The organism is Clostridium sp. CF012 (genome assembly GCF_018861755.1).
Taxonomy (GTDB): domain Bacteria; phylum Bacillota; class Clostridia; order Clostridiales; family Clostridiaceae; genus Clostridium_AD.
Genome location: NZ_JAHLEF010000029.1, coordinates 1 through 24,744 on the forward strand (window position 1 = coordinate 1; position 24,744 = coordinate 24,744).

The window sequence follows — 24,744 nt, forward strand, 5'->3', positions numbered from 1 at the left end:
ATATTGCAAATTTTCCGGTGTATATTTTAAAATATCTGCTACAACCTCTGTTAGTAGCTTGTATTCCTTTGTTTTAAATGTAATGTCTGTTGAATCTCTTAAGATTAAGATTACATTTCCCCTCGAACTTCTTTGAACGAATGAATAAGCTTGTTGCTTAAAAATTATATCAATCGTTGGTAATTGGTTCATACTGTTACCTTCTTTCTAATTTATTTTAGTGTTTACTTCTAATACTTCTAACATTTCTGTACCTTCTTCTTCTAACTGCTCTAACAAATACAATTCAGCAATCTTTAATATTAAATAACCATCTTTTTTATTAATATCAAAATCACACTCATGAATATGAATATAGGTTTCTTCATCAATTTTCAGATGACTAATAAAAATTGCACTTAGCAGGTCCTGCATATCCATCAATTCAATTTTGCTATTCTTAATATTTTTACAAAAATAAAAGAGTCGCAATTCTAAATTACGCTCCCTGGCATTTGCTAACATTAAATTTGTTTTATTGTTCTGAAAATCTATATAAAATGAAGGCCTTGTTATTTTCTCAACTATGTCTGTACTAGCAAACTTTACATCCTTATAGGCAGTATCTTTCAAGGCATTTGTTATCTGCGTTACAATAGCAAAATTGATTGTTTTAAGTGTTACAATACAAACCACCTCCCAATGTATTTTTATAAACGCCCTTATTTAAATATCTATATTTGCCACAATTTTTATATTAAAATAAAGAGTGTAAATATTATTACATTTCTCGAATCATTTTATCGATAAAATCATCTATCGACCTAGCATATCCGCCCTGAAATTGCTGTTCTGCTTTTTCAATGAAGTGATACCCTTCAACCCATGTTTCTGCACCAATTTTGTCCTTGAATCCACCTTTATGAATAAATCCTACGTCAAATAAGTGCCCTAAAGGATGTGAACAATATGCCCTACAATGCATTTCTCCTGCGTACTTATAAGTTTTACCTGACTTTATAGACTTTAATATTTCTTTTTCAGTTTCACCAGTGTCACCGATTCCAAAACTTTTAAAAGTGCTTTTTTGTACTTTGCTTAAGTCTGTTGCGCTTTTTTTAAGAAACTTTTTGCACTCTTTTGGCATTGTTCTACTAAGCCCTGCCATATCTCTCATGTAAGTGTCTAACTCACTTGTATCAAATCCTACGTTTGCCACTATTCCATCACCAGCTTTGTAAAGATCTCGATATATTCATTATTTTTAAAGTCTGGGTTCCAATAAATAAATTCATATTTTTGAGTTTTAAATATAAAAAACATATTAACTTTTATATCTTCTATAGACTTAGTTCTCACTGTAAATTTGTGGCTATGGTTTATTACCTCTGTAACTCCATTATTTCTTTGTGAAGCACTAGCGGGTAATATATTGCAGTATATAACTTCTTTTATTTTGCCTTCTTTTACATCCTGTTCTCCTAATTCATTTTCAAAAGGTACCATTCCCCACAATTCAGCCCTACAATTTAATTTATTTGTTATATTTTTCATATTATCACCTCATTTATATAAAATTAGATAATTTATCTAAAATGGTTGTGACAATTCTGTCTTGTTTTATACTTCCAGTAACTTCTGCACTTCTATTTTCATACATATCATTTATCAATTTATTTTGCAATAATTCCGCTAATTTTACAGCCTTTAAATCTGCTTTGTAAGCTACTCCCACGCAAGTTTCAATATAAATTGAAGATACTTCTATAAGTTCAATTACATAGTTATCATCACTATCAAAATCTATCCTTAAATATTGCTTTACACTTTCTAAATCTAACACATGATCACCTCATTTTTAAATAAAAGAGGTGGAATATACCCCCCTCTTTTAAAATACTTATATTGTGAATTCAATTTTCTTGATACTTCTAACTGACCCTTTAACAACTGCAAATCTTTCTAGTATTCTTACTTTTACAGTGTCTGTAGTGAATCCAGCTTCAACTGACCTTGCGATTGTTACAGCTTTCCTATCCATAAACTTAACTGCTTCTTTGAAGTTCAATACATAATAAACCGCTTTTAAAGCTGTTGCTGGTAATAAAGTATCATCCACAACTATTAATTCCTTGCCATTGAAGTAATACTTTCCACCTATTTCTGTAACTAAATCAAGACTTCTTTTGTTTACATCTTTCATATTTTTAAGAAGTACATATCCTGCTACATTTGTAAGACAAGCTAGCCCGGCTCTTACACTTGGTAAAGCACCATCCATTGTTTTAGTTACATCTTCATAGTTTATCGCTCCAGTTACTACTGCTGCATTATCCTTTACTATTTTAAGTATCTTAGTATTTTCAGCGACCATGACTATTTCAGTAAAGTTCTTTTTAACTAATCCTTCAATTTCAATTTCTGCATCATCAAGCAATTCAGATGTTAAAGTTTGGATTAATCCATGTTTTGCGCACTTAAAAGGTAAATCTGTAGTTACTAATGTTCCATCGATGATATTGTCGCCTTCTACAACCTCTGGTAATGTATTTTGGTCTAGATCTACAACTGGGATTGTACCCTCATTTTTTGTAACTGGGATTATATCACAGTATTCTTTTACAGACCCAAAACCTTTTTTGATTTCTTGTAATTGGTTTATAAATTGTTTTGGAATTACTGCTGCATTGTCTACAGATTTTATAGTTGCTCTTTCTTCTGTAGTCATTTCAGTTCCCATGATACTTTTAACAACTGCTCTCATTTCTCCAGCTTCATCAACTTCGGTTTTTTTATCTTTCTTTTTACCCTTCTGTGCTTCAAGTGACCTTTTTTCTTCGGCTTCAATTTCTTCCATCAAAACAATCTTCTTTTGAAGATTTCTAACCTCAACCATTTTCGTTTCTGCTGCTGTCACATCTGTAACTAGTAATGTTCTTGTTTCTGTTTGCAATGTCACTAATGCAGCTCTTAATTCCACAACTGTTTCAGTTTGTAATGACCTAATCTCTAAAATTCTTTTTATTGATTTCTTATTCATATTTTTGCCTACCTTTATAATTTATTTTTTTCATTTTTGAACATAAAAAAAGAACTTCGCTTATCATCTCAGCAAAATTCTATAATTCTAATTCTATTAATATTCTTTTTCTAGTTTTTTCTTCTTCTGTTAATTCTCTTTTTTCTTCCTTAGCATGATTTATAAGTTCAATTTCATCTTTTATAAATCTTTCTTCCGTCATTATTTCCTTATTATCTCTACTTTCTACACTAGTGCCAACATAGGCTGGTATTCTAGTATTGTCTAACAAAGAAACCTCTTTCAAGTCTATTTCTTCCAAAAATCTTCTTGAAGTTTTTCCTTCGGCATTTTCCCAACTGTCTTTAATATTGTTGAATCCAAAACTCCAACCGACTAGCTTATTATCTTTAGCTTTTTGGATAACTTCTGCATCTGCGGACCTTACTTCTGCATATAATCCTATATTGTCTTCCCTAAGTGTTAAATTTCCCTCTTTTGTTCCACCTAGTTTTCTATTCCAATCATGGTTCAATAATAGGCTTATGTCTTTACCGCTTTTTAATGCCCTAGTCCATGTACCCGTTTTTACCTGTTCAACAAACTTCCCTTGTGGACTTGGCATCTCCCTACTATCTCTTTCTACTGTATTAATATAGCCCTTTATGACTACCTCATTTTCTCTTACTTCTATGTTTATCACTCTTATTCACCCCCTTTCACTGGATTTTTATTTGCCCATGATGCTCCACCTTCCATAAGTTGTTTAATACTTATTTGTCCTGAAGGCATAAATATTTCATCGCCATACTGTGTCCTTGGCACTCCTAGCTTTTCTCTTGCTTCATTTGCAGTAAGCACTCCTTTATTTACATACATAGTTAATACATCAGCTTGTGCTTTTGCATCTAATCTAAGTAAAATATCAATATTGAACCTTATTCTGTAACCTTTAGCACGTTCTTCCCTTGTTAATAATTTATAGTCCATTTCTTTTTCAATCTGTGTTATTATAACTGACAAATTATCTGACCATAACTTAATGTTATCCTGTTCTTCACTAATGGCGGTTTCTCTTAAAATGCCTAACTTTGACAAAGGCACTTGCATCGATGTTGCTATTTCTTCTTTGCTCAATCGCCTTAATTCTGCAAATTGCATATCGGTTAATTTTAAATCCAAAGGCTGTGCAGTAAATCCAGCAGGCAAGGTAAATATTTTGCCGTTGAATGAATAAATTCTATTAAATTTTTCTTGTATTTTCTTCAATTCACTTTCATCTTTTATGTCTGAAGTAAGTTGAATTACAAGTTTTGAACTCATTCCATTGCTAAAAATATCATTTAAATGTTTTTGGCTTTTTATAGAGGTATCTAGTGTTTGCCCTACTATACTTGTAGTTGCTTTTGTGTTAATCCCGTCTAATGTAAAATCCTTGTAAACTATCACATCTTTATCAAATACACTTCCAGTTTCACCGCCAACACTTTCGTAGTCCCATAGCACTTTGTTATTCATGGCACCACTTATAATGCCTGTTGTATCAACCGTAACTCCCGTCAACTTAACAGGATACAATCCTATCACATCATTAAAATTACGTTGTATGACAAGCCCCGCCCTACCGTAATGTTTACCTATTGCAATAAATGTTTTTACTGCATCCAAGGAGCTCATATAGTCATTAAATCTTAAATTTAAAAGTTCAAAAAGTGGGTGGCTTTCTGCTACGAATTCACCTTCTTTGGTTTTTTGCTTAACTTGTATATCACACTTTGCGACACTTTCAGATATTATTTTTATACAGCTGAAATAGGTACTTTCTTTTAAATCACTTCTATCCGTATCGTACCCCTGGTTATATAATTCTTCCCAAGTATATTTACTCAAATCTGCGGTTAAATCTCTTTTTTCAGTTCTTTTAAAAAAATCTAATATGCTCGTTTTTTCTCACCTCCTTACCAATCCATTTTATCGAGTTCAGAAACTGCGTCATAGCTTTTAGCTTCGCAACGCATAACAAACTTATGGCAATCTGTCCATGCAGCAATTGGATCTATTCTTTTAAATCTACTATTTTTATCTAGCATTACTTTTCCTTTAACCGGCTTTGTAATTTCTGCATTATTCATGGCCCATACAAGCAACTCATCATTTTTGTTATATAATAGATTACAAGCTTCAGCTTCGTATTTTATATCCATAACAGAATCATTCAAACTCTTAGAGTTTTGGTATACGTCCAAGCAATCTGCAATTTCTTCTAAGTCAGCAAGAAATGCACTTGCATTTGCTTCATCATAATAAATCATATCAACTTCTAGTTCATATTTTTTTATAGTATTTTTAATATACTTCAATACTTCTTTGTAGTCTGTTTTAATACCTTGTGCTCTAGTTGTAGAGGTTAGTAATTTCTTTGTAATCCATAGTCCGTAGGGTGCATTATCCGTTAACTTATGTTCTTCAACTCTTAGCGCTGGGATAAAACTATGTTGGTGCACAAAGTATTTCTTTTCTTCACCTTCTAAAAAAGTAAATTCAAAAATTAATGAAGTCAAGTCTCCACCACTGGACAAATCTAGCCCTATACTACACATACGACCTCTAAAATCTTCTAAGGTTAAATCGCACGCACATTTTCTAAAGTGCTTCATGTTCATGAATTTCACATCAGTGTACTCTACCCACATATTTAAATGCTTTGTAAGAAAATTATTTAATTGAACCCCACCCATTTTTTTAGCTTCACGGTAACTATTTTCAAGCACTTTTATTTTGTTGCCTGTTACATCATATTGCAATGCTGGCTTGGCTTTATACCAATTATTTATATCTTCTATATCATCCTCTTCATCTAATTCAGATATAAATATAAAATATTCCTCATTAATTTCCTTACCTTCTAAAATGTCTTTACAATATCTATATTTTTTATGACAAAATCCATCTATTGTAAATCCCGCAGTTGTTATAGAGTTTAATAGCGTTTCATCCAAATCGGCTTGACCATCTTTAACTAAATTATATAAATCGCCCTTAGCGTGGTTGTGAAGTTCATCAGCACTAGCGAAAATAGTTCTAAATCCATCCATTGCCTTAGCATTTTTACTGATTGCCCTTATTAAATTCCCACTATTCAAACATTCTATTTCACTTTTGTATTCCTTAATATTAAATAAATCTTGTAAGTCTTGGTCAGATTCTATAAACTTTGTAGCTTCTGTATAAACAATTTTTGCTTGGTTTAAATCTACTGCAAAAAGTAAAATAAGCCCCTTTTTATATGGGACAAAATTACCAAAATAAGTTGTAAGTACACCACTTAGTAAACTCTTACCCTGTTGCCTCGCTACTTGTATATAACTTTCTCTAAATCTTCTAAACCCTGTTTCTTTGCTTACCCAACCCATTAGTGATCCTAGTATAAAATCTTGAAATGGATATAAATTTAATGGTTTTTCTTTTGAACCTTCTATAAGTATTAATGATTCTGAATATTGTATAATATCATTAGCTTTAGATATATCAAAAGTGTATTTATAAGGTGCTAGTTTGCTATTTTCTAAATCTCTTATGTGTCTTTCACAGCTCATTTTAACACTTGCGCCAGCAATTATTTCACCGTTTAAAACCTTATTGCAATAGTCTAATACTCTATCCATTTCTAGATCCAAACTTATCAAATTTATTTGTTGGTTTTTCTTCTGGGGCCTTTGGTATGTTTTTTACTTTTGCTAAAGGATTAAGAAAGGATCTATCCTCCATCTTTATTAATAAGTCCATTTTTTTATTAATCGCAGTATCTATTTTTAGAATAGCTTCTGTAGAAACCATATCTTTAAGTTGCTTTTGAATTCTAAAATCAAATTCGTCACTGTTTTCAATGTAATCTATAAGATCATCACAGTTTTCACTAATATGATTAATTCTTTTCTTCCTTTCTAATAATTCAATATATTCACTGAAGGCCATACAATATCTAGCCAAGAATGTTATATCCCCACTAGAAATAATTTTTGTATCTTTATAAAGTTTTATTATTTCTTTCCATTTTATATAAGCATTAATATTTTCTTTAATATAGCTAGGGCATTTTATAGTACTACTTCCTATTTGCATTTCACTTTCTTTTCTATGCTTAATTTCTGCTTTTGTTAAATGACTAGGATTACCTTCAGCTATGTGAAGGTTAATAGATTTTCCGTTTCTTCCTGCCATAACTGACATCTCCTTTCATTAAAAATCAATGTTCGTAAAAAATCAAAAAGCCTCTTTTTTGTTATCTGAACCTTCCATTTCCCGAGTTTTTGCGTGAAAACAGAGGATAGTCGGTGAATGGCAATTACCTAAAAACTTTCGACCATCCCCCCGGGGTTCAAAACTAAATTTCAAACTCCTCTTCGTACCTCTCAATCAACTCTCTCAATAACTTTTGCATATCATCCTTGCTCTTATCACTTCGGTTATATTCTATATGTACTAGATCATGTGACTCTCGGCTTAGATATATTAGATTGTCCAACTCATAACACTTTGTTAAGTCATCTTCTAACGGTACTATATGATGTGCTAGGCTACCATACTCAACTCTGCTATTAATATAGTAACTGTATATATCTAATCCATTAAACTTACTGCAACACTGCGCACGCAGTATGTGCCATGTCTTAGTACCATATATATTAGCGTGCTTCCTTACCGTCTTATCATAGTGCCTATTTTCTTCCCTCTTATCCTTGGCACTGATGTTAGTACATTCATCACACATCTTAGTAGTGTATGGTATCTTCTTATTGCATCTGCATAGCTTATATAGCATAAACTCACCTGCTCCACTGCATAAAAAATGAGCCCCATTAAGAGCTCATTCTTTTAGATTTTAATTTTAGTTTCATTCCTTAGTGTAGTTATAAACTCGGCTATGCTCTCAGCTATTTCTTTATTACTTGCTCCTAAGTACACTTGACCTTTATTGATAAGTGCTATTAATATATCTCTAATGTATTCATCTGACATTCTAACATCCCCTCTCGTGAAATATTATCCCATGTATATATGTTTTTTATTATAATGTTTTTATCTATGAAAACACTGATAAACGCACGAATATTAACTAAAAGCATTACAATATCGTTCGTATTTTGTATGTGGAGTTTGACATATCTATATATTCTGTAAAACTATCACTAGATTTTTCCTTCTTAATATACGCGTTTATTTTTGGTTTTTAATTTTACGTTGACATTTTAAGTCAAACTAATAGCTAAAAAAATATAATTAATTACTTTCTCTTAAAAGATAATCCTTTGACTAAACTATCTTTACTGTCTTGATTAATTCCGATATATCTTTTTGTAATAGCTATATCACTTTGATTTAATAGTTCTTTTATACCCATAACATCTTTACTTTGTTTATATAACCAATACCCAAATGTTTTTCTAAGTGTATGACAACCAATATTTTCTTTATACTCAAAAAAGTCGGCTGCTTCATTTAATATTTGCCATACTCTTTGTCTTGTAATTGGTTTGTTTTTACCTTCTCTGCTTTGGAAAAGAAATTCATAATCTTTCATATCTTTTATATAATCTTTATATATTTTTTTCAGTTCATCATTTATAACAATTTTAGCTTCTTTATTTGTCTTGCTTTCTCTAAAATAAACATAATCTTTGTTTTTTACGTCTCTAACTTTAAATTTAAGCATATCAGATATTCTTCTGCCTAAAAATATACCAGTCTCGAATAACACATAATCTCTATAATTTTTAGTTTTCAAATAATCTTCAATATCAAAAAGTAAATCTTGATCTCTTAAAGGTTCAACTGTATTCATTCATATTTCACCTGCCTTAGTTTTCCATGAACTCTTTGGTAGGCACTATGGCTCATACATTCTTTTAAACTATCATTAGCCTTTGTAACTATTATCCTTTTGCTGTTGCAGTAAGGACACGTTAAATATCTATCCTCAGACATTGCCTTAATATCTTCGCTTAGCAATACAAACTCTAACATGCATGTTTTACATTTAAGAACTGTATATATACTTAACATATCCTTGCTCCTTATATTTTATTTTATTTTTAGAGTAGCCTACTCTATTAATCACATCATGTTCCCACAAACCCACAGATTGGACACCGACCGTTTTCTAATTCACAATCACAGTTAGGACACATACGCTCACCTCTTGAACGACCTCTTGAACATAAAAAAAGACACCAGCCAAACTGCTAATGTCTTTTTTAATCTTATTCACTTGTCGTTATACATACTATAATCTAGCAAAACCGTCAAAAGACGTCACTTTAAAAATATTTTTATTTATTTTTTAATTTTCTTTCTTTTTTAACTTTTGCCATAGTTCTTTCTACCTTGCTTTTACTTATATTTAGCCTTTGCGATATTTGTATATAGTTTAAATCGTCAACATCTTTTAGTTTAACAATTTTATATTCTATACCTGTTAATGATTTTAATTTTATATTCATTAATTCCTTTTGTTCTAACATACCTTTTAAAATCATTTCTTCTCTTTCAAGTCTTACATCTATTATATTTAAACGAGGTATAATTCTTTCTAATGTTGTGGCATCCTTTGAACCATGTGGCATGTCAGAATATGTTTGTGCTTGTAATTCTCCTGGTGCTTTAAGTGATAATTCTAAAGTTTTCTTTTGACTTTTGAGTCTTGATATATTTATGTTTGCTATATCTATTTCAGTGCATAAATCCTTGTAAGTATTAATAGCGTAAATAATAATCACTCCTTTTATTTTAAGAAATTCTTTTGTATTCATAAACTACATTTTCTAGACTTGTTTCTGCGTAAATTTGAGTTGTTTTTGGGTCACTATGACCTAGCAATGCTTGTACATTATGCAATGCCATTCCTGCCGCTAGCAAATGTGTGGCTATGCTATGTCTCAACAGATGTGGGTATATTGATTTCCCTAAATCCGCTCTTATAGCAATATTTTTAATTTCTCTCTCAATACTTCTTCCACCTAATCTATTATGTTTACCCTTGCTGGTAACAAATAAAGCAGGGTTATTATCTGCTCTAGACAATATATACTCTCTTAAAAGGTATCTAGCTTTTGTATTAAAACAAACTATTCTTTCTTTATTACCTTTTCCAATTACTTTTAATGTTTTATTATGCCAATCTATATCTTCTTTATTTATATCAACTATTTCTGATAGTCTGCATCCGCTGCTATACGTAAATTCTAACAAAGCTTTTTCTCTTATACTCTTACATTTCTGTCTTAGTATTTCTACTTCATCAACAGTCAAAGCATGTCTAAGTCTTCCCCGCTCTTTGGTTGCTTTTATTGTTAACATAGGATTTTTAGGTATATATTCTTCTGCTAATAACCAACTGAAAAATGATTTTAATATATAACTTTGTGTATTGGTAGTGCTAGGCTTAAGATTCTTACATCTCTGTGCTAAGTACATTCTAATGTCCATACTTGTGACAGTTGCAAGAGGCTTTCTAAGATAATTTGCAAATTTTAGTATCTCACGATTGTAGTTTTTTAATGTTGTTATGCTTAATCCTTCTAACTTTTTCACTACTAAATAAATTTGTAGTTTATCTTCTGTATCGCCACTTGTTGTAAGACCAGTTTCCTGTGGTACTACATCATATTTGTATAAGACTTCTTCAATTATTCTTCTAACTTTTAGTTGATCTATATCGGTAAATTCCAATGTTAACTTACCTACCATTCTAATTATTACTTCATCATTTGCTAATCCCATGTTAATTTACCTCCTAAATTTTTCATTTGTTTTAAAGGAGATATAGGGTATAATATCTATATCTCCTAGTTGAGATTTAAGAGAGCTTGAGGTTGTCCAGACTGCGGCTCTCTTTTTATTTTTTGTGCTTTATGTCGTCGTATCTTGTTATTACGTCACTAGACTATCTTAAATTGTTGATATTTTACACCCTCTGACGTCTTCATATTGGTAATGTTATTTTCATAAGGTACATTTATATAATCAAGTACCACCGTCATTCCTAGACCGCCATCTTCTATACTTTTCATGCAATAATCATATTGTTTTGGGTGACTTCTTTGCATCCTTTGGAACCTATTTTCTCCTTTTTCAAGGTGAGCACCGAACATGCAAAACATACAACCAGTTCTTTCGTACCCCATTTTATATATTTTGGAATAAGGTAAATTATAAAGTTTTATATAATCCCATATATCTTTCTCAGTCCAAAAACCCAAAGGTACACTTTGGCCATTATCAAATGAATTACACCCAGTTTTTTTATATGCGCTTTCTCTCATACCACCCTCTGCTGCCATTGTTCCTATGAATGGTTTTAATCCTGTTTCATGTCCAAATGCTTTAAGCGGTCTTTTTTTCATTATCATACAACACTGACTAGATATTTTAAAATTTGCATTTAATAGAAATTTATATTTCTTATGGTTTCCATAAAGTGTGTATTCTCCATTTAGCTTTTGAATTGCCCATTTACTATCTTTCCTAGCATATTCAATCGTTAATGCTATTTCCTTACTTATTACTGGATACCCGTAAGTTTTAATTACATCCTTAAAGTTCATTTTAGGTTTTACCCAAATTACATTTTCAGTTTCTTTTACAAAGTTTCTTATTTCGGGAAATTCTAAGCCTGTATCTGAATAAACTGCTACTACATTAGGGTATAAACTTCTAACCAAATGAAGCAGCACCGTACTATCTTTACCACCACTGAAACTAACATAAACTTGACCACTATAATATCTATACCATTCCTCAATTCTTGCTTTAGACTTCATTATTTTCACTTCTAAAGGTAAGGCTTGAAGCATTTTCAATTCTGATGTTTCCACTTTCATTCCTTCTCAGCAAGTTATTCACTGCTAAGAAGGAGCACTCGTTTAGGCTTCCAAGGCCAAATACCCTTGCATGTATTATTAGTACAGGTATCAACGCTATTGTTGACAAGTTTTACTCTTCATTTCAACACCTGAAGCGGTTCACATCTCTGTGGATTGCAAATCTATTAGGTAGTGTTACCCCTCAAACCTCAAAACCTAGTTTACTAGGGATTTTGAAAGCGGAATTTTATATTTAATTTTCAATTTTAACTCCTTCTTTCATTTGTCATGATATTTAGCAATTGTGACCTAACTATTTTTCAATGTAATTGCTGACATGCTTTATTATCATGTTTATGGTCCCATCTCCAACCCTTTGTATTTCGAATCTGCTGTTATCTTTATAGGCCTCTTGATTTATATATATATCTATATCTTTATCTATCTTAAGCCTAGTTCTTTTAAGTTTCTTTTCTACATATTCCTTGTCGATTATTACTGTTTTAGCTACATCATATTTCTGCATATTTTCCAAGAAACTTTCGATAGTTTCATCATTTTCAAATATGTTTTCAGTGAATTCCTCTAAATTGATGTTGTCCTTTTCCTCAAGTTGCCTTTTAATATCTTTTCTAAACATTTCTTGTTTACTAGCATCTTCTTTAAAATTATTTCTAGCCCAACTCTCTGCAGCAACCATGAAATTCTTAGTCATATCCCTTTCATTGTTTACAATCTCACAGTTCAAAAAATTGTTGATAAAATATTTTGCTCCATATTCTTCCTCAACCTTATTCTTACTGCACTTATCAATAACCATTAAATCAAAAGAATTATCTTTTCTAATCGGTTTTATAAAAGCACACCTTTGGACTCTTTGGCCACTTCCAGGTAAACCAGTAAATTGAGGTACTATATCAACGCCCATTTTATTATCTATAAAATCTATAGCGTGCATATAGTTCTTAATATAATCCATCTTGAATATGCCTAAAACTGGTCCAAACTCTGTAGTAAATGAGACTATTATAAGGTCACAGGAAGGAATATCCCCTTTGCTCCTCATGATGCTGAATAAGTTTCTTGCTATTTCTTTGGACACATCTAGTAAATTGTTTTCACCATTTAGGTATTGTTGAGATACGTCCTTTACTTCACTTGCTTCTTTGTTAAAAATTGCCTACCTTAACTCTTCATCCTTTAAACATTTCTGAACATGTTTTAATAAAAAACTATACTTTTCTTCATCTAAATCTAAAACATATTCATTCAATATAGGTTCATCTGAATTATTATCTAATACATGGATTACTGCTTCATTGATGTTTATTTCTTTTATATATTCCATTTAGTTACCTCCTAAGAATTTTCTAATTCTATTTTTTATTTTCTTATCTTCTGAATCCTTAATGAGCTTGTCCATCCTAGTTACATTCACATACGCATTTTTTAACTCCTTATCAGACCTATCTAGTTTATAGTGCAAGCCATCAATAATTATTTGCTTACATTGTCCCTCTTGTTTTAACCCAATTATTTCTTTTTCTTTAGCTGCTAAACTTTTAAAAGTCGCGACATCTTCTAATTTGAATATTTTAATATCCTGGTCCATGACTATATTTCTTAGAACATTTAAATCTTTTCTATACTTTAAAACAAGTTTAGTATTTCCAATATTTATTATTTTTAAATTACTATTTTCACCCTCTAACCTATTAATTTTATTTTTAAAAGCTGATATTCTACTCATAATATATACCTCCAATATTTATTTTTTATTTACCAAAACATATTAATTTTCAAAGTATTCTTTTGTGATTTTCTTAATTCTTTTTACATTTTTATTTATTTGCTCTAATAGTTTTCCCGTAGGAGCTTCTTTACACAAATCAACTAATATATCTGCTAAATTATGCACTGTCTGCAAATCATCCATGGCCCTATTTGATACGCCTCTCATTTATTATCACTTTCCTTTTTTAATATATTTGTGGTCCATAACATTAATATTTGTATTTTAGGTTTTTCATTTGCCTTATACCTAGTAACTGCCTGCATTTCTAATGTAAATTTAATTAAGTTGACTACTTCCTTTGCAATTTCTTTTAAGGTCCATATTTCTTCATTACTCATAATCAGCTATATTAATTCCTACTTTTCCTTCTACTACTTCTTCCTTTTCTCCTAAAAGTTTTTCTTCCAATTCTTTAAAATCGTAATCTCTTGCAGGACAATTTTCTACAAATTGGTTTTTATTTCTACCATAATTATTTGAAGTAGTTTTAGATTTTTCATCCTTTAAAGGGAATACTCCTTGCCAACTACTCATAATGCTATTATTTAAAATTTGTATCTTTTCATTATCTAATGAGGTTAAACCGTTTAATTTTTTTAATATCAACTCTAGTGCTTTTTCTGTTAAGGCTTTTTTAATTGATTTTCTCATTTTCATAAATTCTATAATAGTTTTTTTCAATTCCTCATTTTCTGTAAACTCAGTAATTATAATTTCAAAAGTTTTCTTAATACTCTTATCTTTACTTACCTCATCTATCCTAACCTTACCTAATCTAACCTGCGTGTCCAAATTGTATCCATCTTGTATACATTCCGTATCCATAAGTTTATAAGCTCCATTATCTTCCTCTAAGTAAGCTTTTTCTTGTTCGTATAAAGTCTCTTGGTACCTATCATTTTGAATATAATTGTGTATTCTCCAGTGAATAATTACACAAACTCCACTTTCAAAAGGTATTATAAAATTTTTAGCTATTAGTATTTTTAAATCATCACTTGAACAATTGACCATTTTTATTATTTTATTAGGTGAGCTAACAAATCCATCATCATCAGCCCGCATAGATAATTGAAAATATAGTAATTGTGAACTAACTGGCATTTCTAAAAATAAATCTGTGTCTATAATTTTTAGTGAAAACATTCTTTTTTGTGCCATTCATATTCCCCCATGTCGGTATTTTTTTATATTGTGAATTTAATCATAAAATCTTTTTCTATTCCAGTTCTTAGTTTTACTTTTTATTTCATCTGAAAATTGCAGTGGTTCAAACTCTTCAAAAAGATTTAAGCATTTTTCGGCGAGTGTTTTTTCTGGTACTTTAATCAAAGCTCTTAATTTTTCTAATGCTATTCCTAATCTATTAAATGCATTCTTTTGATCTTCTGTTAAGTTGAAACCAGCCAATTCAAATTTATCGAATTTATGTGGTTGCCACCCTCTACCTACAATACATATTTTGAGTGTTTTTTCTCCTTCTCTTATTATGTCTTTATGGTTTTTCCTAGCATATTCATATTCCATTACTGCTCCTTTGCTCTCCTGCCACCCTATAAGCAAGTACACAGTGTCACATACATCAATCATCGAATAACATATGTGCATGTAGTCAGCATGTTCAAACCCTCCGTTTAATGTTGCTGGGTTCATTGGTACAAACCCTCGTTCCCTTAAATCAACCTCAGCTGCTTTGAATATTTCTTTAAAATTTTCTGATCCTGTTATTTTTCCTGCTATATAAATATTTTTATTCATTGCTTTCCACGATATCCGTTAACATATTGCACCATTTCCAAAATGCTTTTAGAATTGGTTCTGTGTTAACACTACTGAGTTCCCCACCAAATCCTATAAATCCATCTTTATTAAAAGAGATTGCTTCTCTGCCTTTAAAGTAACTACCATCAACTTTCATATAACAATATTGCAATTTACCTTTTTCAAATTTTGAGTCTTTAACTTTTGCAGCACTTACTCTCATATTCATTTGTGCAGCGTGAAAATCACCGCTTGCGAGATAAGTTATTAACTCCGCTTCTACCATATTGGATAACATCCTTACATGGAGTTGAGATATTTTTTCATAACTTAATCCTAATTTTTTAAATATTTCTCTTGCTTCATCATTATTCATTACTATATTCCCTCCTTATTCAATTGCTCATAAGCCATTTTAAGACCTATTAAGTAGCCTTGAACTCTATAAGGGATAATATCCCCTGCACTAAATATCCATTCTGCAGCATCGCAATCGCAATCGGTTAAATCGTCATAAACTTGGTTAACTACATAATCCCAATTGCTTTTACTGGTGCAATCTCTACTTTCAATTATTAAGCCTCTTAAAAGCCTAATATGGTTATCAACTATTTTTTTTCTTTCCCTATCTCTTTTATTATCAAAATCAAATTCTTCATCATCCTGCATATTTTTTATTTCTTCTCTAATTCTTGCAATTGCTTCGTCACTATCAAATGAGTATTTATCTTCATCAAGTGCCGATAATTTGCCATGAAAATAGTCAAGTCCATAAGTTATAATTGATTTAATAGTAGCTTTTTCTGTAAAACAAAATACTGCATCGCCGATATCACCAGTAACATACATTCTTGAACCATCAAATACAAATCTAGTATAATAACTATTTGTATCTGGACCTCCCCAACTTAAAGCAGAAACTCTATCATCATACTTTTTAAATGTTGCAATATGGTCCTCAAACCATTCCTTAATTTCATCTTCTATTTTTTTATAATTCATAAATTAATTCTCCTCTCAAATTTTAATTATATTCTGTAGCTACATGTCTCTTAAATTACCATCCATATGAGCTATTAAACTTTCTTTTTTACATTTTGGACATTTAATAGATATTTTCGAAATTTTCATACCAACCAACTCAGCATAAATTTCATTTTTAGAATTTCCACAGGTACAAACCATTAATTCTTTACTAATTACGGCCCTGCTAGGTTTTAATTTGCTGCATGTAACACAATCTATATCTTTACATAATTTTAAATCATAACAATTCATAATTTCTAACCCCTTTCATATTCCTCAGTTAATTTGCGGTTTTCTATAATAAATCCGTTGTAAATACTTTCTTGCAATCCTTTATGTTCAGTTACTATTGCACATGGACATGAGTGTTCATAACACATTCCCCAGTAACCACAACCATAATTCATTTCCATTTCTTTAAAGGTCTTCTCACTTAACATTTGGCGGCACCTCTTTTCAAAATTGTGAATTTAACTATTCCTTATATTCAATAAATATTTCATCATTGGTGCTGCTATCATCTATCTCTATTTTTGAAAAAGCCTGGTCTATCTTCATCATGAACATATCAAATTTATTTAAATGCTTTAATGAACTTAATTCATTAGTTTTCTTCCAATCTAATCTATGAGTTTTATCAAATTCCTTCCATCTTGTAAGTATAAATTCTATATTTAGGTCCTTATCTTCTTCACATTCAAACCTAACTATATGTTTTTCATAATTGCTCCAATCGCTGCTAACTTCCTCTACATCTAAACTAGTATTAATATAGCCACCTTCATAGTCATAACCATCTATTTTTTCTGAATCTATTTTTTCAGTGCAATATTCACACCATTTTTTATAAATTTGGGTTATCTTAATATCCTTTAGATTTTCTTCAATTGTCATTAATTCTTTGAAATTTTCTAATAATTTTCTATTTTCTAATGTTGAATCTTTTAGTACATCAACCAACACAGAATCTAACTTAACAATATATTGTGAATAATCATAGCTCTCGAGATAGGGAATCATAACTTCTTTGATCTTCTTTTCAATAATTTTAGTTACATCTCCATAGTGGCCTAAAATATCCTCTAATGATCTCTTGATGCCTAGTTCTAATTGCTCTGATACTAGCTTTTCAATAGTTCCATCCTCTAATTTTTTACCTATAATATCTTTTATTCCATTCTCTAAATTCATAATTTTACTCCTCTCAAATTTTAATTATTTGCTTCGCATTAATTGTCAATTGTGATACAATTAAACTAAGTTGTTTACCACTGGACCCTCTGTAAAGGGTTCTTTTTTATTTACTTCTTTTATAGCTTCTGCTGCGGTATGACCATCAAAATATAACTTAACTATTTTTTGTAACTTTTCTTCCGTAGTCTTTTCCATTTTTCAACCCTTCTTTCTAATTGCAACTTTTAAAAACATTTGAGCATCTAACCGCTATATCTAATACATAATTAATGCTTGTACTTTTTTTAAAGTTAATTCTGTTAAACTTTAAATCGTCAGTAGCTATGTTACATACTATTGCAAACTCTGCATTACTAAGATGTCCTACTCTATTTTCTAAAGCTTTTCTTAACATTATTAATACCTCCTACGATAATTTTTCAATTAATATATAATCTTCAAATGCTTCAACTTTAAGCTGCTTATATTTCTTGTACCTCTTCATTAACCACTTTTTTTCTGTATAATTTTTAAATGGTATAATTTGAACTACTTGCATTTCTTTAATCCTCCTTGAATAGATTCATCTGCCCTTTTAGTTCAACTCTTTTATGTTTCTTATTTTTAGACTTGTACATTTTTTTAGCTTCATTTAATATTTTTAGACATTTAGGGCCACATTTGATTTTTCTGCTTAATGGATCCTTAAGAGGTCTATTGCAAACTATGCAGATTACTTTATCCATGGCTACATACGTAATTTAAATTGACTATTAGCACCTAAAATCATCAATTCTAAATCTCTGTTAGGTTTCCAGTTTTCAATTATCTCTTTCCCTTTGTCATAATTTACACATGCAGTATTTTTATAAGAATTAACTTGCATAACTCTTTTGTAGCATCTCCATAATTCACTGAACGCCTTTCTGCTGCATTCTTTATATGCTGGGGCATCTTTGCCACCCAATACTTGTACAACTGTAAATCTAGCTTTACCGTTTAATATTTCCTGCTGTTCATAATCTATTGTCATGTTGTTTTCTAACTTTACTAGCCTGTTGTCAATTTCAACTGTTTTTGCATCTATTGCAAATATGGCTTGGAGTTCTTTGGATAGTTTAGGTTGTACGGTTTTTAATGTTTGTTCCATATTTTCAAATTGTGTAACGTATTCTGCGGTAAAAAGCACTCCTTTTTCTCCTGTCATCTTGTTAGCTGCTAAATCGCAACCTTTTCTAGTTAATAGGTAGCAATCATAAGTTTTATTATTTCCTTCTGTTTTATAAGTGCTTGGCATAAAAAAGTTTTGAGAATTCATTTTTGAATTTTCTAAAATACTTACATATCCTCTTATATCTCTCATTAAATTTGAATGTTCCCTAGCAACCATTTCTGCAACTTCTCTGCTATCTACCATTAGCTCTCCAAATCTCTTTATTACCGTTAAATTATTCATAGCTTGTCCTCCTTATAATTATTTGCATTGCGACATTAAATTTCTTCTACTTCTCCATCTTTTATGTTTACTTGATATAAGTTACATTCCTTTTCTCCATCAGGATATTCAACATCAACATATATTTGATATTGGCTACTTTCTACTTTTGACATAGAGCAAATTCCTATCATCTTTATTTTTTCTCTTCCTAGATACTCATGTAATATGTCGCTTAATACACTTTTATCAACCTTTAATGTTAAACAATCAATCCAACATTTATTACAATCTGCATCCTCACAACATTGATTGGATTTCATTCCAAAGTCCTCTGAACAATGCCCCTCACCAAATTTTTCAGCAATTTCTTCGATTGAATATTCTTGGTCAATCATGTTTTTTAATTCCTCTTTATTTAACATTTTCATTCCCCTTTCATAATTCGTTCTATTTTCATTATCCAACTGAACCGCCATCGTACAAATAACTGTATTTTTTACCATAGTGAAGAGTAAATTTCCCAGATTCTCTTTTTATTTTTGTAGGCCTTATTCCCTCTCTTGCTTCTAGTCCATGACCATTTAAAAACCTACAAATTAACCGTTCAGCTTTTACTTTATCTCCATCAGATAGTGCTTTGAATCCTCTTATTGTCCTAAAATCATATCCTAATACCTTTTTAACTTCTAAAGCATTTGCAAATTTATAGTCTTTGATATCTGCGTTTGTATACTTATTTGCGATTTTGTTATAATCCATAATTTTCACTTTCCTTCGCATATATTTTTTTGCCCGTTGTTGGGGACTTTTACACCATTGCGACTTATTTTTTTTACCCTCTGCTGGGGTTGTACACCTTGGGTGGTGCTTAATGTGGTTAGAGTTGTTCAGATGTAATAATATTAGAATTGTTGTGATGTGGTATTTGTTAAAATTGGTTTTGTTAAGATACTTTATTTCTCTGTTTTTTAGCTTCAATATAACTATCTAAGAAAAATTCATCTAAATATTTCAAGGCTTTTTCACTTGGCTGTTTAAGCACTCTGAAATGTGCATCTCTTATCCACCCGTCTGTCACTATCCAACCATCTTTAGTTTCTATTAAAGAGGGCTTTGGTCTATTCATATAATTCACACTCCTAAGTTTTTATATAGTGTGTGACTTTGATTGGTAATTTATTCTTAATACTTACATTTCTTCTATAAAAGCATGAACCGCATTATATTGACCTACTGGAATGTCCTCCCATTTAATAACCTTGAATTGCTTGAATATCTGTCTCTTAGCCTTAATGTAGCTGGGACTACTTGCACTTACTGGCATCCCAGTTTTGTAAATTAAAATTTCTTTTAGCCTGTCCGATATCCTTTTTGTGTTTATAGCCCTCAGTCCTACCAATTTCATAGTTTGTTCTATCTGCATATCCTTTGATTGAATACTGTCCTTAACATATGTTTCTATGTTAAGCATTGCGGCCTGCATACCTTGTACTGCATTCCCTATAAATTGCATACCTTGTGCTAACTGAAGCACTGCCTGTGGGTCTACTTGATTATTCCCAACTGATATTGATTGTTCATTTTCTCTAGCTTCATCCATTGTTATTAAGAAATTCTTATACCTCATTGCCTTATCACTGTGGCATTCAAGTGCTAATCTTTTGGATAACCAACTTGACATGTAGACTTGGTTTCTATCATCGGTGTTTTCTATTTCTTCTAGGATATAGGTAATTTCTGCTTTTACTCCTTTCGAGGTCGAACCTTCGACACTCCCAAATATATGGTTAAGTTTCTTTTTAACATCATCCCATCTTATAATTTGATTCTTTCCTCTATTTCTCACCAACCCACAACTCTTAGCTGTACTAACTAAATTTATAAGTTTATTGCCTTTATCTGTTTTGATTATCACTTCTTGACCTTCAAATAATTTTGTTAATTTATTCATAGCTTGTCCTCCTTTTGTTAATTGTTCATATCCTCTCTTGGTTAATGTAACTTTGTGTAATTCCTAAATAGCTGTAAACTTTATATGCAGATATATGATATGTCCATATGCTAGACATTTTTACGGCATAACCAAAAGGTAGTATATTTCTTTGTAGACCGATACGCACAAATTGTTGCGTCTTATCGAGCAGTTCTGCTACTTCTTTTACTGTTAGGTTGTTACTGCTACTGTTTTTACCCATTTTCACATCTCCTCTATTAATCTATTAGCTCTTTGGAAACATGTTAATTAAAAAAAATTTCGGCTTTTACATTTAATGTTTTACAAATTTTCTTTAGATCTTGGATAGTAAAGTCACCCCCTTTACCGTTTAGCCTTTTGCTTAACGTAGCCTGTGAAATATTTATAATATGGGCTATTTCCTTTTGTTGAATGCTATTTTCTGCTAAATAGCCTTTGAATTTAAAATAGGATTCTCTTTTGTTTGACTTGTCCAATATGTCACCTCCTTCTGTTAGCCTTTTGGAAACTGTTTGTGCTATAAATATAACCCCTTTAAGTTTCCATGTCAATAACATTTTGTCTTTTTATTTAAATAATTGTTCACAAAGAAAAACAAATGTGATATACTTTCACTACAGGAAACTACTGGAGTTGAAGGAGATTGAAAAAAATGAATGAATTGAGAAGTATATTAAAAGAGTTAAGAGAAGATAAAGGCGTATCTATGGATAAGATGTGTGATGATTTAGCCAAAACTTATGGCGTAAATCTTGCAAAGAGCACTGTGTCTAAATGGGAAAATGGGAAAGCTGAACCAACGTTAGCTAATGCCAGAATTTTAACTAAGTATTTTAATGTTACACTTGATTATATAATTGGATTATCTGATAATAAAAAGGAAAAAGAACAAAACCAATCAATTGATACAATCGCAGCACACTTTGATGGCAAAAAATTAACTCCTAAAAAAATGAAATTAATAGAACAATATATAGATGCACTTTTTGAAGATGAAGAGTAATACTCAATAAGCTAGGGGGCGTAGGTTTTGACATATGATGAACTATTAGCAACCTGTGAAGGGATAGTTAAGGTAAAAGAAGTCGATTTCAGTAAAAATGATTTTTTAAATAACTTAAAAGGATTATATAAAAATAGTAAAATTGCCATAGATTCTAATATTGAGTTAGCCAAAGAAAAAACATGCGTGCTAGCAGAAGAGTTAGGACATCATTACACTAGTTGTGGAAATATTTTAGATAATTGTGAACTTTCGAGTATTAAACAGGAAAAAAGAGCAAGGAACTGGGGCTATGAAAAATTAGTAGGTATTGTGGACATCCTAAATGCCTACAACACAGGAGCGAGAAATCGTTGTGAAATGGCTGAATATATAAATGTGACAGAGGATTTTTTAGATGCATCAATCCAACATTACAAGGAAAAGTATGGTACTTATTATGAAATAGATAATTATTTGATAATCCTTGAACCTTCTTTGGGAATTGTTAAAATGTTTTAATATAAGGGAGTGATTTTATAGTTATGAAAAACCCAAACGGCTTCGGTTCAGTACATAAACTAACAGGGAATAGAAGAAATCCTTATAGAGCTAGAAAAACAATAGGATGGGATGAAAATGGTAAGCAATTATATCAAGCAATTGGTTATTATAAGTCTAGGCAATTAGCAATTCAAGCCTTAGCTGAATTTAATGCTAACCCTTATGATATTAAAACAGATTCTATAACTTTTGCAGAGGTATATGAAAAATGGAGCGAAGAACATTTTCAAAATATTGTGCCATCTGCTATAAGGACATGGAAATCTGCTTATAATCATTGTGGTTCTTTACATACAATGAGATTTAAAGATATAAAAACTATGACGTTGGAAGAAACTATAAAGAACGCAGTTGTCGGGAATAGTACAAAAGCTAGAATGAAATCCATGTTTAATTTAATATATAAGTATGCTTTAAAACATGAGATTTGTGACAAAGACTATGCTTTTCTATGTAACACGGTTAAAAAAGGTAAGCCAAAAATCGAAAGAGTACCTTTCAACAAGAATGAAATTAAAATTCTATGGGATAATATAAATTTACCTTTTGTAGATATGATTTTAATAGGAATTTATAGTGGATGGAGACCACAAGAACTTGCAATTTTAAAAACCTTAGATATTGATATTAATAATAGAACTATGCTTGGAGGGTTAAAGACAGATGCAGGGAAAAATAGAATAGTTCCTATACACTCAAAAGTATTTCCGCTAATACAAAATCGCTACAACGAAAATAATGAACATTTATTTGTAGTTCTAAATGGACAGCAAGGAAATTCAATGACCTATGATAAATACAGATTGAGGTTTAAAAAAGTTATGGAAATGCTAAATATGAACCATAGACCACATGATACTAGGCATACTTTTATAACACTTGCAAAAGAATATAACTTCAACGAGTATATCCTTAAATTAATTGTAGGTCATTCAATAGTAGATATTACTGAAAAGATTTACACTCATAGAACAATATCTCAGCTTAAGGAAGAAATAGAGAAAATCGCTTATTTTTTTTAGTATAATTTTGTGTATTACGCCTGTGTATTACTTGTGTACTACCAGTGTATTATTCACCTGTTTTTATATGTTCCTAAAAGGTTTTAGGCAAAACAAAACCCCTATATTACTAGGGGTTTCAGTGGTTTATTATTTACTCATTGCCTCTTCCACTGCAACCGCAACTGCAACTGAAGCTCCAACCATAGGATTGTTTCCCATTCCTATAAGTCCCATCATTTCAACGTGAGCGGGAACTGATGAAGAACCTGCGAATTGTGCATCTGAATGCATTCTTCCCATAGTATCAGTCATTCCGTATGAAGCAGGACCTGCTCCCATATTATCTGGATGAAGAGTTCTTCCAGTACCACCACCGGATGCTACTGAGAAGTATTTTTTACCTTGTTCGTAACATTCTTTTTTATAAGTACCAGCAACTGGATGTTGGAATCTTGTTGGGTTTGTTGAGTTTCCTGTAATCGAAACATCTACTCCCTCAGAATGCATTATTGCAACGCCTTCACGTACGTCATCTGCTCCGTAGCATCTAACTTTAGCTTTCTCTCCTGTGGAATAAGCTGTTTCTTTAACTATGTCTAATTTACCAGTATAATAGTCAAACTTAGTTTGAACATATGTAAATCCATTAATTCTTGAAATTATAAAAGCCGCATCTTTTCCAAGACCGTTAAGTATTACTTTTAGTGGTTCTGTTCTTACTTTATTAGCAGCTCTTGCAAGTCCAATTGCTCCTTCAGCAGCAGCAAAGGATTCATGTCCAGCTAAAAATGCAAAGCATTTAGTTTCTTCGCGAAGTAGCATCTCTGCTAAGTTACCATGACCAATTCCAACTTTTCTATCGTCAGCAACAGAGCCAGGTATACAAAAAGATTGAAGACCTTCGCCTATATATACTGCCGCATCAGCTGCTTTAGTACAGCCATTTTTGATTGCTATAGCCGCCCCTACTACATATGCCCAGCAAGCATTTTCAAATGCTATAGGTTGAATTCCTTTTACTATACCAAAAACATCAATACCTTTATCTTCACAAATTGATTTTGCTTCTTCTAGTGAATATATTCCGTGCTTATTTAATACAGGTAATATTTGGTCTATTCTTCTTTCAAAACTTTCAAATAAAGCCATTTAATTATTCCTCCTTCT

General features: G+C 31.1%; 41 protein-coding genes and 2 pseudogenes. 3 read left to right on the plus strand and 40 right to left on the minus strand.

Annotated features, from left to right (window positions below):
* The 39 genes and pseudogenes from KPL50_RS19605 to KPL50_RS19790 form a co-directional block, all read right to left on the minus strand.
* A pseudogene (locus KPL50_RS19605) lies at positions 1-192 on the minus strand (phage tail sheath protein); the annotation flags it as partial.
* Positions 193-207: 15 nt separating this feature from the next.
* Entirely contained in the window at positions 208-675 is a 468-nt protein-coding gene (locus KPL50_RS19610) for a DUF6838 family protein (RefSeq protein ID WP_216300239.1), read from the minus strand.
* A gap of 85 nt (positions 676-760) precedes the next feature.
* Positions 761-1,198 (minus strand): HK97 gp10 family phage protein, encoded by a 438-nt coding sequence (locus KPL50_RS19615; RefSeq protein WP_216300240.1) that lies wholly within the window; start codon positions 1,196-1,198, stop codon positions 761-763.
* Complete coding sequence (locus KPL50_RS19620; protein WP_216300241.1) at positions 1,198-1,533, minus strand: head-tail adaptor protein; 336 nt, start codon at positions 1,531-1,533, stop codon at positions 1,198-1,200. Before KPL50_RS19620 ends, KPL50_RS19615 begins: the two co-directional genes overlap by 1 nt.
* A gap of 13 nt (positions 1,534-1,546) precedes the next feature.
* Positions 1,547-1,822 (minus strand): head-tail connector protein, encoded by a 276-nt coding sequence (locus KPL50_RS19625; RefSeq protein WP_216300242.1) that lies wholly within the window; start codon positions 1,820-1,822, stop codon positions 1,547-1,549.
* Positions 1,823-1,879: 57 nt separating this feature from the next.
* Positions 1,880-3,019, minus strand: coding sequence for a phage major capsid protein (locus tag KPL50_RS19630; RefSeq protein ID WP_216300243.1), 1,140 nt, complete (start codon positions 3,017-3,019; stop codon positions 1,880-1,882).
* Positions 3,020-3,098: 79 nt separating this feature from the next.
* On the minus strand, positions 3,099-3,701 hold the full coding sequence (locus tag KPL50_RS19635; RefSeq protein ID WP_309245199.1) for an HK97 family phage prohead protease: 603 nt from the start codon (positions 3,699-3,701) through the stop codon (positions 3,099-3,101).
* A 2-nt stretch (positions 3,702-3,703) separates the two neighbouring features.
* Positions 3,704-4,888, minus strand: a complete 1,185-nt coding sequence (locus KPL50_RS19640; RefSeq protein ID WP_216300244.1) for a phage portal protein — start codon at positions 4,886-4,888, stop codon at positions 3,704-3,706.
* 68 nt (positions 4,889-4,956) lie between these two features.
* Positions 4,957-6,663: a terminase large subunit gene (locus KPL50_RS19645; RefSeq protein WP_216300245.1), complete on the minus strand. Its 1,707-nt coding sequence runs from the start codon at positions 6,661-6,663 to the stop codon at positions 4,957-4,959.
* The gene (locus tag KPL50_RS19650) at positions 6,656-7,219 is read right to left on the minus strand and encodes a P27 family phage terminase small subunit (RefSeq protein ID WP_216300246.1); all 564 of its coding nucleotides are present in this window, start codon (positions 7,217-7,219) and stop codon (positions 6,656-6,658) included. The genes KPL50_RS19645 and KPL50_RS19650 overlap by 8 nt, the downstream gene beginning before the upstream one ends.
* Before the next feature lie 163 nt (positions 7,220-7,382).
* Positions 7,383-7,820: an HNH endonuclease gene (locus KPL50_RS19655; protein ID WP_216300247.1), complete on the minus strand. Its 438-nt coding sequence runs from the start codon at positions 7,818-7,820 to the stop codon at positions 7,383-7,385.
* A gap of 53 nt (positions 7,821-7,873) precedes the next feature.
* Positions 7,874-8,017, minus strand: a complete 144-nt coding sequence (locus KPL50_RS19660) for a hypothetical protein (protein WP_216300248.1) — start codon at positions 8,015-8,017, stop codon at positions 7,874-7,876.
* Positions 8,018-8,282: 265 nt separating this feature from the next.
* Positions 8,283-8,840 (minus strand): tyrosine-type recombinase/integrase, encoded by a 558-nt coding sequence (locus tag KPL50_RS19665; RefSeq protein ID WP_216300249.1) that lies wholly within the window; start codon positions 8,838-8,840, stop codon positions 8,283-8,285.
* The gene (locus tag KPL50_RS19670) at positions 8,837-9,061 is read right to left on the minus strand and encodes a hypothetical protein (RefSeq protein ID WP_216300250.1); all 225 of its coding nucleotides are present in this window, start codon (positions 9,059-9,061) and stop codon (positions 8,837-8,839) included. Before KPL50_RS19670 ends, KPL50_RS19665 begins: the two co-directional genes overlap by 4 nt.
* Before the next feature lie 266 nt (positions 9,062-9,327).
* On the minus strand, positions 9,328-9,807 hold the full coding sequence (locus KPL50_RS19675; protein ID WP_216300251.1) for a hypothetical protein: 480 nt from the start codon (positions 9,805-9,807) through the stop codon (positions 9,328-9,330).
* Complete coding sequence (gene xerA, locus KPL50_RS19680) at positions 9,785-10,777, minus strand: site-specific tyrosine recombinase/integron integrase (RefSeq protein ID WP_216300252.1); 993 nt, start codon at positions 10,775-10,777, stop codon at positions 9,785-9,787. Before xerA ends, KPL50_RS19675 begins: the two co-directional genes overlap by 23 nt.
* A gap of 158 nt (positions 10,778-10,935) precedes the next feature.
* Positions 10,936-11,877, minus strand: a complete 942-nt coding sequence (locus KPL50_RS19685) for a phosphoadenosine phosphosulfate reductase family protein (RefSeq protein WP_216300253.1) — start codon at positions 11,875-11,877, stop codon at positions 10,936-10,938.
* A gap of 295 nt (positions 11,878-12,172) precedes the next feature.
* Positions 12,173-13,207: pseudogene (locus KPL50_RS19690) on the minus strand (nucleoid-associated protein).
* The gene (locus tag KPL50_RS19695; protein WP_216300254.1) at positions 13,208-13,609 is read right to left on the minus strand and encodes a hypothetical protein; all 402 of its coding nucleotides are present in this window, start codon (positions 13,607-13,609) and stop codon (positions 13,208-13,210) included.
* Positions 13,610-13,651: 42 nt separating this feature from the next.
* Positions 13,652-13,819 (minus strand): hypothetical protein, encoded by a 168-nt coding sequence (locus KPL50_RS19700; protein WP_216300255.1) that lies wholly within the window; start codon positions 13,817-13,819, stop codon positions 13,652-13,654.
* Entirely contained in the window at positions 13,816-13,992 is a 177-nt protein-coding gene (locus tag KPL50_RS19705; protein WP_216300256.1) for a hypothetical protein, read from the minus strand. The genes KPL50_RS19700 and KPL50_RS19705 overlap by 4 nt, the downstream gene beginning before the upstream one ends.
* Positions 13,985-14,815 (minus strand): phage replication initiation protein, encoded by an 831-nt coding sequence (locus tag KPL50_RS19710; protein ID WP_216300257.1) that lies wholly within the window; start codon positions 14,813-14,815, stop codon positions 13,985-13,987. The genes KPL50_RS19705 and KPL50_RS19710 overlap by 8 nt, the downstream gene beginning before the upstream one ends.
* A 39-nt stretch (positions 14,816-14,854) precedes the next feature.
* Positions 14,855-15,412, minus strand: a complete 558-nt coding sequence (locus tag KPL50_RS19715) for a DUF4406 domain-containing protein (protein ID WP_216300258.1) — start codon at positions 15,410-15,412, stop codon at positions 14,855-14,857.
* Positions 15,405-15,791 carry a hypothetical protein gene (locus KPL50_RS19720; RefSeq protein WP_216300259.1) on the minus strand — a complete coding sequence of 129 codons (387 nt, stop codon included), beginning with the start codon at positions 15,789-15,791 and terminating at the stop codon, positions 15,405-15,407. The genes KPL50_RS19715 and KPL50_RS19720 overlap by 8 nt, the downstream gene beginning before the upstream one ends.
* Before the next feature lie 2 nt (positions 15,792-15,793).
* Positions 15,794-16,417: a hypothetical protein gene (locus KPL50_RS19725; protein ID WP_216300260.1), complete on the minus strand. Its 624-nt coding sequence runs from the start codon at positions 16,415-16,417 to the stop codon at positions 15,794-15,796.
* Between the two features lie 39 nt (positions 16,418-16,456).
* Positions 16,457-16,693: a hypothetical protein gene (locus tag KPL50_RS19730; RefSeq protein ID WP_216300261.1), complete on the minus strand. Its 237-nt coding sequence runs from the start codon at positions 16,691-16,693 to the stop codon at positions 16,457-16,459.
* 5 nt (positions 16,694-16,698) lie between these two features.
* Positions 16,699-16,881: a hypothetical protein gene (locus tag KPL50_RS19735; protein WP_216300262.1), complete on the minus strand. Its 183-nt coding sequence runs from the start codon at positions 16,879-16,881 to the stop codon at positions 16,699-16,701.
* A 34-nt stretch (positions 16,882-16,915) separates the two neighbouring features.
* Positions 16,916-17,632: a hypothetical protein gene (locus tag KPL50_RS19740; RefSeq protein ID WP_253200717.1), complete on the minus strand. Its 717-nt coding sequence runs from the start codon at positions 17,630-17,632 to the stop codon at positions 16,916-16,918.
* A gap of 60 nt (positions 17,633-17,692) precedes the next feature.
* A complete protein-coding gene (locus KPL50_RS19745) occupies positions 17,693-17,830 on the minus strand; it encodes a hypothetical protein (protein WP_216300263.1) in 138 nt (45 codons plus the stop codon).
* A 16-nt stretch (positions 17,831-17,846) separates the two neighbouring features.
* Positions 17,847-18,029: a hypothetical protein gene (locus tag KPL50_RS19750; protein WP_216300264.1), complete on the minus strand. Its 183-nt coding sequence runs from the start codon at positions 18,027-18,029 to the stop codon at positions 17,847-17,849.
* 12 nt (positions 18,030-18,041) lie between these two features.
* A complete protein-coding gene (locus tag KPL50_RS27570; RefSeq protein WP_290443262.1) occupies positions 18,042-18,173 on the minus strand; it encodes a hypothetical protein in 132 nt (43 codons plus the stop codon).
* A 4-nt stretch (positions 18,174-18,177) separates the two neighbouring features.
* Complete coding sequence (locus KPL50_RS19755; protein WP_216300265.1) at positions 18,178-18,360, minus strand: hypothetical protein; 183 nt, start codon at positions 18,358-18,360, stop codon at positions 18,178-18,180.
* Positions 18,361-18,362: 2 nt separating this feature from the next.
* Positions 18,363-19,070 (minus strand): Rha family transcriptional regulator, encoded by a 708-nt coding sequence (locus KPL50_RS19760; RefSeq protein ID WP_216300266.1) that lies wholly within the window; start codon positions 19,068-19,070, stop codon positions 18,363-18,365.
* A 35-nt stretch (positions 19,071-19,105) separates the two neighbouring features.
* The gene (locus tag KPL50_RS19765; protein ID WP_216300267.1) at positions 19,106-19,474 is read right to left on the minus strand and encodes a hypothetical protein; all 369 of its coding nucleotides are present in this window, start codon (positions 19,472-19,474) and stop codon (positions 19,106-19,108) included.
* 34 nt (positions 19,475-19,508) lie between these two features.
* Complete coding sequence (locus KPL50_RS19770; protein WP_216300268.1) at positions 19,509-19,811, minus strand: hypothetical protein; 303 nt, start codon at positions 19,809-19,811, stop codon at positions 19,509-19,511.
* 184 nt (positions 19,812-19,995) lie between these two features.
* Positions 19,996-20,178, minus strand: coding sequence for a hypothetical protein (locus tag KPL50_RS19775; protein WP_216300269.1), 183 nt, complete (start codon positions 20,176-20,178; stop codon positions 19,996-19,998).
* A gap of 63 nt (positions 20,179-20,241) precedes the next feature.
* A complete protein-coding gene (locus KPL50_RS19780) occupies positions 20,242-21,003 on the minus strand; it encodes a hypothetical protein (RefSeq protein ID WP_216300270.1) in 762 nt (253 codons plus the stop codon).
* A gap of 25 nt (positions 21,004-21,028) precedes the next feature.
* Positions 21,029-21,247, minus strand: a complete 219-nt coding sequence (locus KPL50_RS19785) for a hypothetical protein (protein WP_216300271.1) — start codon at positions 21,245-21,247, stop codon at positions 21,029-21,031.
* A 43-nt stretch (positions 21,248-21,290) separates the two neighbouring features.
* The gene (locus tag KPL50_RS19790) at positions 21,291-21,503 is read right to left on the minus strand and encodes a helix-turn-helix transcriptional regulator (RefSeq protein ID WP_216300272.1); all 213 of its coding nucleotides are present in this window, start codon (positions 21,501-21,503) and stop codon (positions 21,291-21,293) included.
* Positions 21,504-21,679: 176 nt separating this feature from the next.
* Between KPL50_RS19790 and KPL50_RS19795 the strand changes: the two genes are divergently transcribed.
* From KPL50_RS19795 to KPL50_RS19805, 3 genes are read left to right on the plus strand one after another with little or no spacing between them, the layout of a single operon-like run.
* On the plus strand, positions 21,680-22,030 hold the full coding sequence (locus KPL50_RS19795) for a helix-turn-helix domain-containing protein (protein WP_216300273.1): 351 nt from the start codon (positions 21,680-21,682) through the stop codon (positions 22,028-22,030).
* A gap of 27 nt (positions 22,031-22,057) precedes the next feature.
* Positions 22,058-22,531, plus strand: a complete 474-nt coding sequence (locus KPL50_RS19800) for a hypothetical protein (protein ID WP_216300274.1) — start codon at positions 22,058-22,060, stop codon at positions 22,529-22,531.
* A 23-nt stretch (positions 22,532-22,554) separates the two neighbouring features.
* Positions 22,555-23,595 (plus strand): tyrosine-type recombinase/integrase, encoded by a 1,041-nt coding sequence (locus KPL50_RS19805; protein ID WP_216300275.1) that lies wholly within the window; start codon positions 22,555-22,557, stop codon positions 23,593-23,595.
* Positions 23,596-23,724: 129 nt separating this feature from the next.
* On the opposite strand, the gene KPL50_RS19810 is transcribed toward KPL50_RS19805, so the two are convergent.
* A complete protein-coding gene (locus KPL50_RS19810; protein WP_216300276.1) occupies positions 23,725-24,726 on the minus strand; it encodes a GGGtGRT protein in 1,002 nt (333 codons plus the stop codon).
* Positions 24,727-24,744: the final 18 nt, after the last annotated feature.

Excerpts from the sequence above, each read along its gene's own strand:
- KPL50_RS19620 (WP_216300241.1), bottom strand. The coding sequence starts at position 1,533 with ATGAAAAATATAACAAATAAATTAAATTGTAGGGCTGAATTGTGGGGA.
- KPL50_RS19630 (WP_216300243.1), bottom strand. The coding sequence starts at position 3,019 with ATGAATAAGAAATCAATAAAAAGAATTTTAGAGATTAGGTCATTACAA.
- KPL50_RS19645 (WP_216300245.1), bottom strand. The coding sequence starts at position 6,663 with ATGGATAGAGTATTAGACTATTGCAATAAGGTTTTAAACGGTGAAATA.
- KPL50_RS19650 (WP_216300246.1), bottom strand. The coding sequence starts at position 7,219 with ATGGCAGGAAGAAACGGAAAATCTATTAACCTTCACATAGCTGAAGGT.
- KPL50_RS19655 (WP_216300247.1), bottom strand. The coding sequence starts at position 7,820 with ATGCTATATAAGCTATGCAGATGCAATAAGAAGATACCATACACTACT.
- KPL50_RS19660 (WP_216300248.1), bottom strand. The coding sequence starts at position 8,017 with ATGTCAGATGAATACATTAGAGATATATTAATAGCACTTATCAATAAA.
- KPL50_RS19665 (WP_216300249.1), bottom strand. The coding sequence starts at position 8,840 with ATGAATACAGTTGAACCTTTAAGAGATCAAGATTTACTTTTTGATATT.
- KPL50_RS19670 (WP_216300250.1), bottom strand. The coding sequence starts at position 9,061 with ATGTTAAGTATATATACAGTTCTTAAATGTAAAACATGCATGTTAGAG.
- KPL50_RS19675 (WP_216300251.1), bottom strand. The coding sequence starts at position 9,807 with ATGAATACAAAAGAATTTCTTAAAATAAAAGGAGTGATTATTATTTAC.
- xerA (WP_216300252.1), bottom strand. The coding sequence starts at position 10,777 with ATGGGATTAGCAAATGATGAAGTAATAATTAGAATGGTAGGTAAGTTA.
- KPL50_RS19685 (WP_216300253.1), bottom strand. The coding sequence starts at position 11,877 with ATGAAAGTGGAAACATCAGAATTGAAAATGCTTCAAGCCTTACCTTTA.
- KPL50_RS19695 (WP_216300254.1), bottom strand. The coding sequence starts at position 13,609 with ATGAGTAGAATATCAGCTTTTAAAAATAAAATTAATAGGTTAGAGGGT.
- KPL50_RS19700 (WP_216300255.1), bottom strand. The coding sequence starts at position 13,819 with ATGAGAGGCGTATCAAATAGGGCCATGGATGATTTGCAGACAGTGCAT.
- KPL50_RS19705 (WP_216300256.1), bottom strand. The coding sequence starts at position 13,992 with ATGAGTAATGAAGAAATATGGACCTTAAAAGAAATTGCAAAGGAAGTA.
- KPL50_RS19710 (WP_216300257.1), bottom strand. The coding sequence starts at position 14,815 with ATGGCACAAAAAAGAATGTTTTCACTAAAAATTATAGACACAGATTTA.
- KPL50_RS19715 (WP_216300258.1), bottom strand. The coding sequence starts at position 15,412 with ATGAATAAAAATATTTATATAGCAGGAAAAATAACAGGATCAGAAAAT.
- KPL50_RS19720 (WP_216300259.1), bottom strand. The coding sequence starts at position 15,791 with ATGAATAATGATGAAGCAAGAGAAATATTTAAAAAATTAGGATTAAGT.
- KPL50_RS19725 (WP_216300260.1), bottom strand. The coding sequence starts at position 16,417 with ATGAATTATAAAAAAATAGAAGATGAAATTAAGGAATGGTTTGAGGAC.
- KPL50_RS19730 (WP_216300261.1), bottom strand. The coding sequence starts at position 16,693 with ATGAATTGTTATGATTTAAAATTATGTAAAGATATAGATTGTGTTACA.
- KPL50_RS19735 (WP_216300262.1), bottom strand. The coding sequence starts at position 16,881 with ATGTTAAGTGAGAAGACCTTTAAAGAAATGGAAATGAATTATGGTTGT.
- KPL50_RS19740 (WP_253200717.1), bottom strand. The coding sequence starts at position 17,632 with ATGAATTTAGAGAATGGAATAAAAGATATTATAGGTAAAAAATTAGAG.
- KPL50_RS19745 (WP_216300263.1), bottom strand. The coding sequence starts at position 17,830 with ATGGAAAAGACTACGGAAGAAAAGTTACAAAAAATAGTTAAGTTATAT.
- KPL50_RS19750 (WP_216300264.1), bottom strand. The coding sequence starts at position 18,029 with ATGTTAAGAAAAGCTTTAGAAAATAGAGTAGGACATCTTAGTAATGCA.
- KPL50_RS27570 (WP_290443262.1), bottom strand. The coding sequence starts at position 18,173 with ATGCAAGTAGTTCAAATTATACCATTTAAAAATTATACAGAAAAAAAG.
- KPL50_RS19755 (WP_216300265.1), bottom strand. The coding sequence starts at position 18,360 with ATGGATAAAGTAATCTGCATAGTTTGCAATAGACCTCTTAAGGATCCA.
- KPL50_RS19760 (WP_216300266.1), bottom strand. The coding sequence starts at position 19,070 with ATGAATAATTTAACGGTAATAAAGAGATTTGGAGAGCTAATGGTAGAT.
- KPL50_RS19765 (WP_216300267.1), bottom strand. The coding sequence starts at position 19,474 with ATGTTAAATAAAGAGGAATTAAAAAACATGATTGACCAAGAATATTCA.
- KPL50_RS19770 (WP_216300268.1), bottom strand. The coding sequence starts at position 19,811 with ATGGATTATAACAAAATCGCAAATAAGTATACAAACGCAGATATCAAA.
- KPL50_RS19775 (WP_216300269.1), bottom strand. The coding sequence starts at position 20,178 with ATGAATAGACCAAAGCCCTCTTTAATAGAAACTAAAGATGGTTGGATA.
- KPL50_RS19780 (WP_216300270.1), bottom strand. The coding sequence starts at position 21,003 with ATGAATAAATTAACAAAATTATTTGAAGGTCAAGAAGTGATAATCAAA.
- KPL50_RS19785 (WP_216300271.1), bottom strand. The coding sequence starts at position 21,247 with ATGGGTAAAAACAGTAGCAGTAACAACCTAACAGTAAAAGAAGTAGCA.
- KPL50_RS19795 (WP_216300273.1), top strand. The coding sequence starts at position 21,680 with ATGAATGAATTGAGAAGTATATTAAAAGAGTTAAGAGAAGATAAAGGC.
- KPL50_RS19805 (WP_216300275.1), top strand. The coding sequence starts at position 22,555 with ATGAAAAACCCAAACGGCTTCGGTTCAGTACATAAACTAACAGGGAAT.
- KPL50_RS19810 (WP_216300276.1), bottom strand. The coding sequence starts at position 24,726 with ATGGCTTTATTTGAAAGTTTTGAAAGAAGAATAGACCAAATATTACCT.